General features: G+C 57.3%; 14 protein-coding genes. 10 read left to right on the forward strand and 4 right to left on the reverse strand.

Annotated elements, in window-relative coordinates; all coding sequences use genetic code 11:
* Positions 1–2 precede the first annotated feature (2 nt).
* From rpiA to G7069_RS02425, 9 genes are read left to right on the forward strand one after another with little or no spacing between them, the layout of a single operon-like run.
* Positions 3–656, forward strand: a complete 654-nt coding sequence (gene rpiA / locus G7069_RS02385; protein WP_166293903.1) for a ribose-5-phosphate isomerase RpiA — start codon at positions 3–5, stop codon at positions 654–656.
* Positions 653–2,161 (forward strand): glycosyltransferase family 39 protein, encoded by a 1,509-nt coding sequence (locus G7069_RS02390; protein ID WP_166293905.1) that lies wholly within the window; start codon positions 653–655, stop codon positions 2,159–2,161. The genes rpiA and G7069_RS02390 overlap by 4 nt, the downstream gene beginning before the upstream one ends.
* Positions 2,158–3,351, forward strand: a complete 1,194-nt coding sequence (locus G7069_RS02395; RefSeq protein WP_166293907.1) for a phosphatase PAP2 family protein — start codon at positions 2,158–2,160, stop codon at positions 3,349–3,351. The genes G7069_RS02390 and G7069_RS02395 overlap by 4 nt, the downstream gene beginning before the upstream one ends.
* A 3-nt stretch (positions 3,352–3,354) precedes the next feature.
* Positions 3,355–4,272, forward strand: a complete 918-nt coding sequence (gene prmA / locus G7069_RS02400; RefSeq protein WP_166293909.1) for a 50S ribosomal protein L11 methyltransferase — start codon at positions 3,355–3,357, stop codon at positions 4,270–4,272.
* A complete protein-coding gene (locus tag G7069_RS02405) occupies positions 4,265–4,807 on the forward strand; it encodes a DUF3426 domain-containing protein (RefSeq protein WP_166293911.1) in 543 nt (180 codons plus the stop codon). Before prmA ends, G7069_RS02405 begins: the two co-directional genes overlap by 8 nt.
* A gap of 58 nt (positions 4,808–4,865) precedes the next feature.
* Positions 4,866–5,111 carry a DNA-binding transcriptional regulator Fis gene (gene fis / locus G7069_RS02410; protein ID WP_166293913.1) on the forward strand — a complete coding sequence of 82 codons (246 nt, stop codon included), beginning with the start codon at positions 4,866–4,868 and terminating at the stop codon, positions 5,109–5,111.
* A gap of 42 nt (positions 5,112–5,153) precedes the next feature.
* The gene (gene purH, locus G7069_RS02415) at positions 5,154–6,758 is read left to right on the forward strand and encodes a bifunctional phosphoribosylaminoimidazolecarboxamide formyltransferase/IMP cyclohydrolase (protein WP_166293915.1); all 1,605 of its coding nucleotides are present in this window, start codon (positions 5,154–5,156) and stop codon (positions 6,756–6,758) included.
* Positions 6,759–6,776: 18 nt separating this feature from the next.
* Entirely contained in the window at positions 6,777–8,063 is a 1,287-nt protein-coding gene (gene purD, locus G7069_RS02420) for a phosphoribosylamine--glycine ligase (RefSeq protein ID WP_166293917.1), read from the forward strand.
* Between the two features lie 32 nt (positions 8,064–8,095).
* A complete protein-coding gene (locus tag G7069_RS02425; RefSeq protein WP_166293919.1) occupies positions 8,096–9,982 on the forward strand; it encodes an MFS transporter in 1,887 nt (628 codons plus the stop codon).
* On the opposite strand, the gene nudC is transcribed toward G7069_RS02425, so the two are convergent.
* The 3 genes from nudC to G7069_RS02440 are packed head-to-tail and all read right to left on the reverse strand — an operon-like array spanning position 9,979 to position 11,976.
* The gene (nudC, locus tag G7069_RS02430; protein ID WP_166293921.1) at positions 9,979–10,854 is read right to left on the reverse strand and encodes an NAD(+) diphosphatase; all 876 of its coding nucleotides are present in this window, start codon (positions 10,852–10,854) and stop codon (positions 9,979–9,981) included. The genes G7069_RS02425 and nudC overlap by 4 nt on opposite strands.
* Positions 10,851–11,231 carry an iron-sulfur cluster insertion protein ErpA gene (erpA, locus tag G7069_RS02435; protein WP_166293923.1) on the reverse strand — a complete coding sequence of 127 codons (381 nt, stop codon included), beginning with the start codon at positions 11,229–11,231 and terminating at the stop codon, positions 10,851–10,853. The genes nudC and erpA overlap by 4 nt, the downstream gene beginning before the upstream one ends.
* A 37-nt stretch (positions 11,232–11,268) precedes the next feature.
* Positions 11,269–11,976, reverse strand: coding sequence for a DUF6776 family protein (locus G7069_RS02440; RefSeq protein ID WP_166293925.1), 708 nt, complete (start codon positions 11,974–11,976; stop codon positions 11,269–11,271).
* Between the two features lie 97 nt (positions 11,977–12,073).
* Between G7069_RS02440 and G7069_RS02445 the strand changes: the two genes are divergently transcribed.
* Positions 12,074–12,673, forward strand: coding sequence for a DUF4126 domain-containing protein (locus G7069_RS02445; protein WP_166293927.1), 600 nt, complete (start codon positions 12,074–12,076; stop codon positions 12,671–12,673).
* Here the strand turns inward: G7069_RS02445 and G7069_RS02450 are convergent.
* Positions 12,654–13,274 (reverse strand): RNA pyrophosphohydrolase, encoded by a 621-nt coding sequence (locus G7069_RS02450; protein ID WP_166293930.1) that lies wholly within the window; start codon positions 13,272–13,274, stop codon positions 12,654–12,656. The two genes, G7069_RS02445 and G7069_RS02450, sit on opposite strands and share 20 nt — an antisense overlap.
* Between the last annotated feature and the right edge of the window lie 75 nt (positions 13,275–13,349).

A 13,349-nucleotide genomic window follows, 5' to 3' on the forward strand; every position in this document is an offset into this window, starting at 1 on the left:
CTATGTCTGATGCAAAACGCCAAGCGGCCCTATCTGCACTGCGCTATGTCGAAGACGGCATGATCGTCGGCGTTGGCACGGGCTCCACTGTGGCCTATTTCATTGACGGCCTCGCCGTGATGAAAGATCGCATCCAAGGTGCGGTGTCGAGTTCAGATCAAAGTACCGAGCGTATGCGCACCCACGGCATTGAAGTGCTTGATCTCAATAGCACGGGCGGTTTGTCCTTGTATGTCGATGGCGCCGATGAGTGCGACCGTCGCGGACATCTCATCAAGGGCGGTGGCGCGGCATTGACGCGCGAAAAGATCATTGCGGAAGCCAGCGATGTGTTCGTGTGCATCATCGACGCGAGCAAAGAAGTGGACGTGCTCGGTCAGTTCCCCCTGCCGGTTGAAGTCATTCCGATGGCACGCAGCTTGGTGGCGAGGCAAATCGTCCAGTTGACCGGCGGCCAACCGGTTTGGCGCGAAGGGGTCATGACTGACAACGGCAATTGGATCTTGGATGTACACAACTTGCGCATCACAGACCCGGTTGCAGTGGAAGCGCGCTTGAATCAAATTCCGGGCGTCGTCAGCGTCGGTTTGTTCGCACGCCGCAAAGCAGACATTGTCATCGTCGGTGATCGCGCGCCTATCAAGGTGGATGCTTGAACACGTCCGCGACTCAGCGTGCACCCGTTGCACTTTGGGTGTTGGTGCTTGGCATGCTGTTTTATCGCATGGCCTTTGTGCTTGCGCATGACTACAGCTTGTTCGTAGATGAAGCGCAATATTGGCTGTGGTCGCGCACGCCGGACTTCGGTTATTACTCCAAACCGCCACTGGTCGCATGGTTGATTGGCGCGAGCACCTCAGTGTTCGGTAACACAGAATTTGCAGTGAAGCTGCCGGCCTTGTTGGCCTACCCGCTGGCGGCCTTGTTTGTTTACACACTCGGCACGGCAATGCGCGATACACGCACTGGGCTTGCATCTGCCGCACTGTTCTTGACGATGCCGGGCCAGGCCCTCGGTGGCTGGGTGATGTCACCCGACGCCGTCTTGTTGCTGACTTGGGCTGCGGCGATGTATTGCTTGTGGAAAGCACTGCAGGCACCCGACCGACCGGGCTACTGGTTGGGCTTGGGTGTCGCGATTGGTATCGGCGCGCTCGCCAAGTACACGATGTTGGTGTTCATTCTCATGGCCGCATGGGTCTTGCTGCGCGACCAACGCGGACTGCTACGCACGCGCGGCCCGTGGATTGCTTTGGGTCTGGCCGTGCTCATGCTTGCGCCCAATATTGTGTGGAACTTTGCGCACCAATTTGAAACGTTCAAACATACGGCTGAACTGTCCAACAAATCCGGTGCTGGTTTGCATTTGAACAAGTTCGCCGGGTTCTTGGGCGCTCAGTGGGGCATTTTCGGCCTGGTGTCATTTCCCCTGCTCTTGTGGCGGATCTTTGCTGCCAAGTCGAACGAAGAAAGTTTCCTGAAAGTATTCACCGTGCCGTATTTGGCCTTCATGATCGGGTTGTCACTCGTGACCTCTGCGAATGCGAACTGGGCCGTCACCGCTTATGTCGGCGGCAGTGTGTTGTTAGGCTGCTGGCTGACCGCACTTGAGAAGCGCAATGTGTTCGGATTGGCCATCACGCTGAACCTGATTTTGATGCTCGGGGTATTGCATTACCGCGATGTGGCGAAGTGGTTGGGCAAACCCGTCCCGAATCAAGGACGCGATGTCTATGCGCGCGTCATTGGCTGGCGCGAATTGGGTGCTTCCATGACACAGCTGGTGCAACGCGAAGGTGCGTTGCCGATCCTGTCTAACGACCGCACCTTGCTGGCGCAAATGGCGTTCTACGTTCAGCCGTCGCCTTATACCGTCGATGCGCTGGACGACGACGGCCATATCAACAACCAGTATGAAATGACGACGCGCGCGCGCGGCTTACCTAAGGATGCGTATTGGGTCGTCTTCAATGCAGGTCAAAATGGCGACGAAACGGTGCGCAGTGGAGACGAGATTGCGAGCTATGCACCCCTGCACGCGGCCGGCTATACGCCGGTAGAAGATTTGGGCGTCGTGCGCGTACGCCGAATGGATGGACCGCCGAGAAGCGTCCATATCATTCGCGTGACACGTGCAGCGTCGGGCGCGAGCGCGCAATGAGTTCGTCTGCGCCTGTACGCCCATTGCTTTCTAAGAAGCTGCTTTGGGGCATTTTGCTGGTGGCGGCCGTTGTCTCGACCGTGCCGTTTTGGTTGACGGATTTGGACATTCGCGCCGCCGCGCTGTTTTACACACCGATGCCTGCGGAACTGGGGCGCGAAGCCTCTTGGCCTTTGGGTCAATCAACGCTCTTCAACACCTTGTATGTGGTGGGTTCGGCATTGTCTTGGGCTGTCTTGGTCTTGACGATGTTGGCCTACGCGCTGCCGAGTGTGCGCAAGCGTCCGATCCTTCGACAAATTGCCTTGACCACGCTGGCGACGGTCGCGTTGGGTACCGGCTTGCTGGTGAATGGCCTCGGCAAAGATTTTACGGGTCGACCGCGCCCGCGCACGATTGAAGAATTTGGCGGGCATTCGCAATATCGCGCTCCGCTGCAATTGGGCACGCCGGGCGTCGGAAAATCATTTCCCTGTGGTCATTGTTCCGCAGGCTATGCGGTCGGTGCGGTCGGTCTCGCCGTGCTCGCTGTGCGTCCCGCATTGGGTGTCGGCATCATCATTGCATCGATTGCTTTCGGACTTGCGATGGGTGCGGCACGCATGGCTGCAGGCGCGCACTTTCTGAGTGATGTCTTGTGGTCGGGCATTTTGACCTGGCTTGCTGCGCTGACGGCGCATTCCTTGCTCACGCGCCTGCGTGACGCAAATGAGCGACGACGATGGCCACCCTGGCTCAAGTATCTGGGCGTGGCTGCCCTATCTCTTGCGGTCGTTGGCGGACTTTTGTTTACGCGTCCGTTCCACTATCAAGTTCGCGTGCGCGTTCCCGCCGAAAGCATGCCGACGGTGTGGGTGTTCGACACCAGCGTTGCCGATTTGGATATCGCAGTCGATCCGCATGCAAAAGAAGCGGTAGCCATCGACGGTGAAGTCAAAGGCTTCGGCTTTCCAAATGTACGCATCAAGGAAGTGGAGAACACCTCTGGCACCCAGGTGGTTCGCCAGTTGAAGCAAACAGGGACGGCCAAGGAAATTGACGCCCCGATGAAGATGACCTTGCGCAGTGACATGATTGATCGCGTTGAAGTTCGAATCGGCACCGGCAATGTCAAAATTGTGGATCCCGCTTACCGTGAGCGCATCTTGCCGCGTGTCCACATCCAACAGGCTACGGCTGACGCACAATAACTTATGGCTTACCTTGAACTGACACTTCCCTGCACCCTGCAAACGCAACCCCGGTACGAGCGCGCGCTAGAGGAACTTGGCGCGTTGGCGGTCACGCTGCAAGATGCGGACGCAGAAACGCCGGACGAACAGGCGATTTTCGAACCGGGCGTCGGCGAGACGCCGCTCTGGGAACAATTGGATCTCACCGCCTTGTTTGATGGTGAGACCGATGCACTCGTCTTGCTCGCCGCATTGGAAGCATTTGACCCAGAGCTGCCTTGGCATCTTGCGTCGTTCAAGTCTGTGGAAGACACCGATTGGGAACGCGCGTGGCTTGACCAGTTCAAACCCATGCAATTTGGCCAACGCACATGGATCGTGCCGTGGAATCACGAACTTCCAGAAGAAGCAGGCGCGAATCCTGCCGTCGTGCGTTTGGATCCCGGCTTGGCATTTGGCTCTGGGACACACCCGACGACAGCGCTCTGTTTGACTTGGCTAGACCAACTCGCGAGCAACGGGCAATTGAAAGACGCGACGGTGCTCGACTTCGGTTGCGGTAGCGGTATTCTGGCGCTCGCTGCAATCCGATTGGGTGCGCACCATGCGGTTGGCATCGACAACGACCCGCAAGCCATCATTGCGACGCGCGACAATGCCGAACGCAATGGTCTGACAGACACAATTGATGTGTACTTGCCTGAAGATGCACCGACCGGTCAGTATCCGGTGGTCGTAGCTAACATCTTGGCATCCGCCTTGGACGCGCTCGCTGAGGTGTTGGCCAATGCCACCGCGCCGGGCGGCCGCTTGGCCATGTCAGGCATTTTGAAAGGTCAGGAAGGCGATTTGCTGCAGCGCTTCTCACCGTGGTTTGACGGCCTCGACGTTTCGACGCAAGAAGATTGGGTTCGAATTGAGGGCGTACGTCGTGTCTAGCACCACGCCTGATTTCTCGGCTAAAAAGGGCCGAAACAAAGCACACAAATCCCTTTGGCTGATGTGCGCGGCGTTGTTTTGCACGCTCGTAGTTCAAGCACTGATCTCAAATCGTGCCGCATATGCACAGTCGCCGACGATGCGTCCGTTGGTCAGCGGTGTTTGCGCGATCTTCCGTTGCAAGGTACCCGCATGGCAAGAAGTTTCAGCATTCAAAATGCAGACGCATGATGTTGTTGCCTATCCTGGACGCCCCGATGTTTTGCAAATCCGTGGCAGCTTTCGCAATGAAGCACGCTTGCCACAAGCATGGCCGGTCCTGCGCGCCACCTTGTCAGATGTCAATGGCACGCCCATTTACCGTGGCGATTTTTTGGCCAAGGACTATTTGGCCGGCGGCCAAGTCCCCGCTGAGATTGGCGCTGGTCAAAGCGCATTGATCGAACTGAACGTGAGCGACCCCGCCCAACGTGCGGTCTCATTTGATTTCGCATTCAGGCCTTCATTGGTGACAGTGGTCGGGAATTCGCGATAGACTCGATTGCTCTGCCGCGATGGGTCGTGGCGGTTTTTTGATCAGGCCACTTCGAACGATGGATTCGCAACGCGCACGTACTCCACTTCGGGATCATGTCTCAAATTCGGTCAGTCGATTTTTGCGCGACTTAGATGGTGAATCCACCAATGTGTTGTATCAGTTGGTCCTGCGCGAAGTAGAAATTCCGCTCTTCACCGAAGCCCTGCGCCATTGCGATGGCAATCAAAGCCGCGCCGCAGACTTGCTCGGCATTCACCGTGCGACCTTGCGCAAAAAACTGCGCGAATACGGAATGGGCTAAGGCGCCGCTTTATAATTCTGGGGTCTCGAATCTGGGTTCCCCATGCCTTCCAACGCTTATTTCCCCGCCGGCCCTGCCGTAACCGTACGCCGCGCCCTCATCTCAGTTTCAGACAAGACCGGATTGGTCGAGCTGGCGCAAGCCTTGGCGGGGCTTCAGATTGAACTCCTGTCTACGGGTGGCACCGCCAAAGCCCTTCGTGAGGCCGGCCTTCAGGTCAAAGACGTCAGCGATGTCACCGGCTTCCCCGAAATCATGGATGGCCGTGTCAAAACCCTGCATCCGAATGTGCATGGCGGGCTGCTCGGGCGCGCCAACCAAGACGAAGCTGTGATGCAATCTCTCAACATTGAGCCCATCGACTTGTTGGTGCTCAACTTGTACCCCTTCGAATCGGTTGCCGCGCAACCCGGCGTGCAACTGGGTGCTTTGGTAGAGAACATTGATATCGGTGGTCCGGCGATGTTGCGATCCGCGGCAAAGAATTTTGCACGCGTGACGGTTGCCACCGACCCTTCGCAGTACAGCACCTTGATTGAAGAACTGTCGTCGAACAGTGGCTCAGTCTCTGCAGCGACGCGATGGGCATTCTCGGTCGCCGCATTCAAACGTGTTGCACAGTACGATGCCGCGATCAGCAACACCTTGTCTTCGATACTCGATGCCAATGAAGCGGGCGTGTGTCGCACGGCATTCCCGCAAAGCAACCATGGCGATTTCGAAAAAGTCATGGATTTGCGCTATGGCGAGAATCCACACCAAAAGGCCGCGTTCTATCGCGATTTGTACCCTGCTGCGGGTACGCTCGCCACATTCGTTCAATTGCAGGGCAAAGAACTGAGCTACAACAATTTGGCGGATGCCGACGCTGCATGGGAATGTGTGCGCAGTTTTGATGCGCCGGCCTGCGTCATCGTGAAGCACGCCAATCCCTGTGGTGTTGCCGTAGGTGTCGGCTGTGGTGATGCTTATGAAGCCGCGTATGCAACCGACCCGACCTCGGCCTTTGGCGGCATTCTTGCGTTCAACACGCCACTGGATGGCGCGACTTGTAAAGCCATTCTCGATCGGCAGTTTGTTGAAGTGCTGATTGCACCGAATTACGCAGCAGACGCGCTCGACTATGCGCGCAAGAAGGCCAATGTCCGCGTCTTGCAGATTCCGATGGGTGATGGCCGCAACAGCATGGACGTGAAGCGTGTGGGCTCTGGCCTGTTGATGCAAACGGCAGACAACCACGAAGTTCAAGCAGACGCGCTCAAGGTGGTGTCTTCCTTGGCACCCACCGAAGCACAGATGCGTGACTTGCTGTTCGCATGGCGCGTCGCGAAATACGTGAAATCCAACGCCATCGTGTACGCGAAAGACAACCGCACCATCGGTATCGGTGCAGGGCAGATGAGTCGCGTTGTCAGCGCAAAGATTGCAGGCATCAAAGCCGATGAAGCGGGTCTGGTTGTACCCGGTTCGGTCATGGCATCAGATGCTTTCTTCCCGTTCCGCGACGGCATTGATGCGGCAGCGGCAGCAGGGATCAAAGCCGTCATTCAACCCGGTGGCTCCATGCGCGATGAAGAAGTGATTGCGGCAGCCAACGAACACGGCATGTCGATGGTCTTTACCGGCATTCGCCATTTCCGTCACTAAGCATCCACGAGGTTAGGCATGAACGTTTTAGTGATCGGTTCGGGTGGGCGAGAACACGCGCTCGCATGGAAGTTGGCGCAGTCGCCGCGTGTCGACAAAGTGTTTCTTGCACCCGGCAATGGCGGGACAGCGCTAGAAGCAAAGTGCGAAAACCTTGCGATCTCGGCAACGGATTTTCCTGCCCTCATTGCGTTCGCCAAAAGTGCATCGATCGGTCTCACGGTTGTTGGGCCCGAACAACCCTTGGTCGCAGGGGTGGTCGATGCATTCCGCGCCGAAGGCTTGCGCATTTTTGGGCCGACCGCTGCCGCTGCGCAGCTGGAAGGCAGCAAAGCCTACGCCAAGGATTTCTTGGCGCGGCACAACATCCCCACTGCGTTCTACGCCGTGCATACCGATCTCTCGGCAGCACTCGCCTATGCGCGAGAAAAAGGTGCACCGATCGTGGTGAAGGCCGATGGCCTCGCTGCGGGCAAAGGCGTGATTGTCGCCATGACCTTGCCTGAAGCCGAAGCCGCAATCACAGACATGCTCTCAGGCAATGCATTTGGCGATGCAGGCGCACGCGTTGTGATTGAAGAATTTCTTGAAGGCGAAGAAGCGAGCTTCATCAGCATTGTCGACGGCCACGTTGCCTTGCCAATGGCCACGTCTCAAGACCATAAGCGTGTGGGTGACGGTGACGTCGGCCCAAATACCGGCGGCATGGGCGCATATTCGCCTGCACCTGTCGTGACGCAAGAGGTACACGCGCGAGTCATGCGCGAGATCGTCGAGCCCACCGTGCATGGCATGCGCGCTGACGGCATACCGTTTACCGGCTTTCTCTATGCAGGCTTGATGATTGATGCGCAAGGCGCGCCGAAGGTCATCGAGTTCAATGTTCGCTTTGGTGACCCTGAAACACAGCCGGTGATGTTGCGTTTGAAATCCGACTTGCTTGATCTGCTTGAAGCCGCTGTCGACGGCGATATTTCAGCAGTGACGGCCGAATGGGATGCAAGAAAATCACTGGGCGTTGTGATGGCGGCCGAACACTACCCGGCGACACCGCGCGTCGGCGATGAAATTCATTTCTCGGGCCCGGTTGCGTCGAACGCCAAGATCTTCCATGCCGGCACCCAAGCCGTAGATGGCAAGATCTTGACCAGTGGCGGCCGCGTGCTGTGTGCCTGTGCCTTGGGAGACACCGTCGAAGCGGCATCACGCGCAGCCTATGCAGCGGTGAACACCGTCTCTTGGGCAGGTGAATTCCATCGAAGCGATATCGGGTGGCGCGCTATCGCCCGAGAACAGATACCCTGAGATCTACACGTAACACGTACACAAGGAAGCCCATGGCTCACAACCAATTTGCACTGTTACGGCAACGTCGCTTCCTTCCCTTCTTTGTCACCCAGTGCTTGGGTGCATTCAATGACAACGTATTCCGGCAGGCAATCATTGGCCTGCTGTTTTGGATGAATGCTTCGCCAGAGCAACGCACGCTCTATGCAAGCTTGGCGCCCGCCATTTTCATACTGCCCTACTTTCTGTTTTCGGCCACGGCCGGACAAATTGCAGAGAAGTTGGAAAAATCCAAACTCATTCGCATCACCACGTCGATGGAAATTTTCATCATGACCTTGGCGGGTGTTGCATTTGTACTCAAGTTGCTGCCGCTGCTCTTGGTTGCGCTGTTCCTCACCGGTGTGCAGTCCACGTTGTTCGGCCCGGTGAAATATTCAATCCTGCCTTCGGTGCTGCGACCCGATGAGCTGACGGGCGGCAATGGCTTGGTCGAAATGGGCACCTCGGTGTGCATCCTCGTCGGGATGATTGTCGGTGGCATGGTGTTTGACCTGGCGGGTATTCACGGTCCGTGGGCCGCGGCAGGCCTCGTGATTGCGCTCGCGATCACGGGCAATCTGGTGAGCCGCTTGATTCCGAAATCGGACGCGGCCGCGCCCGACCTCAAAGTCAATTGGAATCCAATCACCGAGTCGGTGTCAGTCCTCAAACTTGCCCGCAAGCAATTGGCGGTGCGTAACGCCGTCTTGGGCGTGTCGTGGTTTTGGTTTGTCGGCACGGTATTTGCGGCCACTTTGCCGGACTACGGCACAACGTATTTGGGCGGCAGCTACCACGTATACGTCTTCGCCCTCGCGCTGTTTTCAATCGGCACCGGTGTGGGTTCGATGCTGTGCGAACGTTTGTCCGCACGCGTTGTCGAAATCGGGCTGGTGCCGCTGGGTGCCTTTGGCATGAGTGCGTTCTTGTTCGACTTGTACTTCGCACGCACGGGCATTGCCCTGGTTTCCGATCTAAGCGTGGGCGGCTTCCTGCAACAGCCCGGCAGCTGGCGCATCGTGATGGATCTCGTCGGCATCGGCTTGTTCAGCGGCTTCTATGTCGTGCCGCTGTTCGCATTGATTCAAACACGCACGCCGAAATCAGAGCTGTCGCGGGTCATTGGTGCGCTCAACATTCAAAACTCGGGCTTTGTCGTAGCCGCGTCCGTTTCAGCTTTGTTGCTGCAAAAGTACGCGGGCTGGAGTATTCCGCAGTTGTTCTTGGCATTGGCCATTGCCAATACATTGGTCGCGCTGTGGATCTTCTCGATCGTGCCCGAGTTCCTGATGCGCTTCTTGAGCTGGATTTTGGTGCGAAGCCTGTATCGACTCCGACTGAAGCAAGTGCACGAAAACATTCCGGACGAGGGTGCGGCGCTGATCGTATGCAATCACGTGAGTTATATGGACGCGTTGATTCTCTCTGCCAGTATTCCGCGCCCTGCCCGCTTCGTCATGTATTACAAGATCTTCAACATTCCAGTGATGCGTTGGATCTTCAAGACGGCGAAAGCAATTCCGATTGCCGGCGCACGTGAAAACCCCGCACTCATGCAAGACGCATTTGAAGCCATTGATGCCGCCTTGGCCGAAGGCGAACTTGTGGCCATCTTCCCAGAAGGTGCACTGACTAAGAACGGCGAGATCACCGCTTTCAAAGGCGGCGTTGAACGCATTCTGGCGCGCCGTGCCGTACCCGTGATTCCGATGGCACTGCAAGGCATGTGGTCCAGCATGTGGAGTCATCGTGACTCGCGCATCGGTCGCATGCGATTGCCGCGGCGTTTCCGCGCGCATGTGCAAGTGGTTGCGGATACGCCCATGCCCGCCGAAGGAATCACCTCCGAGATTCTGGAAGCCAAGGTGCGTGCCTTACGCGGCGAGAATGCTTAGGCGCTTTCGCCCTTCGCCCATTGCTCGATCAACCAGCGCGAGATCGAAAGCGGCGGCGACAGCTTCAGCGTGTCCAAGTCGCCACCATTGGCTAAGGCGGCTTGAATCTCTGCGCGGCTAAACCAACGCGCGTCTTCCAGTTCCTGACCGTCTACGCGCGGCGTTGAATGCTCGGCATGCGCGACAAACCCGAGCATCAGCGAACCCGGAAAGGGCCAAGGCTGAGACGCCAAATAGCGCGTACGTACGACATGTACGCCGGTCTCTTCCATCACTTCACGCCGAACGGTGAGCTCAAGCGACTCACCAGGCTCGACGAAGCCCGCCAAGGTGGAATAGCGGTGCGGTGGCCAGCTCGGATGCCGACCCAACAAAATATGCTCGCCATCGCTCACCGCCATGATGACGGCGGGATCTGTGCGCGGGTACTGCGTAGCCGCACAACGCAAGCAGTCCGCCTGCCAGCCCGCGCGACTGAACTTGAGTTCACCACCGCACTTCGGGCAGTAGATGTGGCTGCGATGCCAATGCACGATTGCTCGCGCTTGCGCAAATGCGGTAGAGGCCAACACGGGCCATTGCAATGCAGCACTTCGAAGCTCGGTCGATGGCACATCATTGGGCAACGCATCTGCCAAAGCATGCGCAAACCACGCAGTGCCTTCATGCAAGCCCAAGAAAATATCTGCGGGCGCTGCGCCTTCCAGCGCTAGCAGTTGGCCCTCAGCGTCTACGCGTGTAAAACCGTTTGGGTCAACAACAATCGTTTTTGCATTCGCCCGCAAGGCGTCCAATGCTTGCGCGTCATCGCGCAGGTGATCAGCGCGATCAAGCGCATGCTCTACAAAAGCAAAATCGGAATAGGGCTTCACACCGTGAACGAAGAACCGCAACCGCAGGTCGTCTTCGCGTTGGGATTGCGAATCGTGAACTGTGCGCCGGTGATATTGACGACATAGTCGACAGTGGCGCCCATCAAATATTGCAGACTGAGCGGATCGACCAGCAAAGTCACGCCGTGGGTGGTGATCGCCAAATCGTCTTCGGCCTGATTTTCATCGAACTCAAAACCGTATTGGAACCCGGAACACCCGCCACCTTGAATGTAGGTACGGAGCTTGAGTTCCGAATTGCCTTCTTCAGCAATTAATTCGCGCACCTTATCTGCCGCTGCAGCGGTAAAGATGACAGGGGCGTCCAACTGCTGATAGCTGGGTGCGGATGAGTCGTGGTGCGCGATGTTGTTCATTACCTGACAAGTGTAGGCGATCGGCACTGAATTCAAGTCAAAGTGCCACGTCTTTCCAGGCAAAACTCGCTTCAACGGGCTGGCCTTGCGTGGGCACCAGCCGCGCGGTGATGCGCGTTGGCGTGAAGTTTGCCGGCAAAACGAAGTCCCCGCTCAAGCGCTGGAAATACTTCAGGCTGAACGGCACACCGTCACTGCCGGCCCCCTGCCGCAAATCGCTCCAGGCCAATTTCTTCAGATTGCCGTTTTGCGTGCCTTCGATAGCAAAGCTCAGTCGACCCGCAACTTCGTTATTGGATGCATTGCTACGCGCAACCACGGCCGCGAATTGCCACACCTGCCCCACCCCACGTGTGAGCTTGAGTGTTTCGACACCTAAGGGTTGCCGTTGTGCGGACGTACCCACAAAGCGCTCATAGAACGCGAGGTCATCCTTGAGTGTGGCGATTTCGGCATCTCTTTTTGCCAACTCATCTTGGAGTTTTGCATTGGCCGCGCGCGACACCTCATCACTCTTCTGCGCAGTCGCCAAGGCTTGCTGCAGGGTTTGCACGTTATTGGAGGGTGCACGCGAGAATCCGCCGAGCGATGCACCGCTATTGCGCGTCAGGAAGAAGCCCGCCGCGGCGGCCAAGGCAATCAGCAGCACGGTGCCAATGACCCACACCAACGGCTGCACACGCCCGACGCCTGTCAGCGCGTGTGTGCCCCTGTCGGATTCACGGTGATGTTCCGGTCCGTCCATGATTCAGCTATACGCCGAGTCTTCACATTCCGTCAAGGCACGCTGCGGCATAAGTCAGCTGTTGAGCCAATTCGGCGCGCTTCGGGGTATTGGTTGAATGACGGCAACCCACGTTTTCATCATCGGCATATTGGTCGCCTGGCTGGCCGGTATCCGCGTCTACCTGACGGTGTTCGGCATGGGCGTGGCCGGCGCCATGGGTTGGCTGGATCTGCCAAATGGATTGGAGGTCGCACAATCGCCTTGGGTCATCGGCGTGTCGGGTCTTCTGGCGGGTGCCGAGTTTTTTGCCGACAAGATTCCGGGTGTGGATACCGGCTGGGACTTGTTGCACACCCTGCTACGTATTCCGGCGGGCGCGTTCTTGGCGGCTTCTGCGATTTCAACCGATGGCAGTATGAGCGCGGGTATGTTGGCCGCGGGCGCCGGCGCTGCGCTCACCAGTCATACCTTGAAAACCGCAACCCGCGGATTGTTGAATACATCACCTGAGCCGGTGAGCAATTGGACGGCCTCTGTCACCGAAGACATGACCGCGATCGGTGGCTTGGCCTTGATCTTCGCGCACCCGGAAATCGCCGCGATCGTTGTCATCCTTATTACGGTGTTGATGGCCTTGGTGCTGTGGTGGCTGTGGAAGAAAATCAGTGCGCTGCGTGATCGGTTGAATCAACCGATCAACCTTGGACTGAAGTAACACCCTCGCTCTTTGGTGGTCGCGCAGCGCCCGCTCGCCTTCTGCGCGGCCGGGCTAAGCCTTGGCGCGTGAACTCTAGCTGGCGTTCGATATAGGCGTTGGGCAAGGGGATCCGACTTTCGCCCGCCAGATCGCGTGCAGCCGGCGCCAAATGATGCAAAGCCGACGCATAGACACCGCGCTTGAAGACCACGACGTTTTGCGCCGGATACCAGAAGTCGACCCAGCGAAATTGATCAAACTCAGGCGAATCTGTGTGATCAAGATTCACGTCTTTCTCTTCGGCCTTGAATCGCAATAGGAACCAAACTTGCTTTTGACCGATACATCGCACGCGATCGTGATGGCGGATGGCACGTGGCGGAAGCCGGTAGCGGAGCCATCCAGGCGTGGCGCCGAGCACATCGACTTGATGCGCGCCCAGGCCTGTTTCTTCTTGTAGCTCGCGATACATCGCTTCCAACGGTGTTTCGTCGGAATTCATGCCGCCTTGCGGGAATTGCCAGCCATCCCGCCGGATTCTTCTTGCCCAAAATACGCGGCCATCATCTCGAATCAAGATGATGCCCACGTTTGGGCGATAACCGTCCGGATCGATCACGACGCGGACTCCAAAAATTTATCTGATTCGACAATGCCATGACCCTTGTGAAAGGGCAATACATGTTTAAGCAGA

The sequence above is a fragment of the Lysobacter sp. HDW10 genome (genome assembly GCF_011300685.1).
Taxonomy (GTDB): Bacteria; Pseudomonadota; Gammaproteobacteria; order Xanthomonadales; family Xanthomonadaceae; genus Solilutibacter.